The sequence below is a fragment of the Rahnella ecdela genome (genome assembly GCF_019049625.1).
Taxonomy (GTDB): domain Bacteria; phylum Pseudomonadota; class Gammaproteobacteria; order Enterobacterales; family Enterobacteriaceae; genus Rahnella; species Rahnella ecdela.
Genome location: NZ_JAFMOY010000002.1, coordinates 1 through 219, shown reverse-complemented (window position 1 = coordinate 219; position 219 = coordinate 1). Strand labels below are relative to the sequence as shown.

General features: G+C 46.1%; 1 protein-coding gene. It reads right to left on the bottom strand.

The features are described 5' to 3' along the window. Positions 1–137: transposase (locus tag J1784_RS00010; protein WP_147386732.1), on the bottom strand; the 137-nt coding region annotated here is incomplete at its 3' end. Between the last annotated feature and the right edge of the window lie 82 nt (positions 138–219).

The following is a 219-nucleotide window of genomic DNA, read 5'->3' as shown; positions in this document are numbered from 1 at the left end:
AACGGAGGTAGTCCATAGATGTAAAAAGTTGCCTCAGAAATCCCCATCTTTCTGCACACTTCCTCCACCCGAGTGCCGGTTTCAGCCTGTTTAAGGGCAAAGGCTATTTGTTCTTCGGTGTAACGGGTCTTTTTCATGGTTGATATGCCTCTCAGTGAGATGAAAGAAAGACCGGATACTTCAGTTTAGACTGGCACTGTTTTCAGGGAGGAGATCACT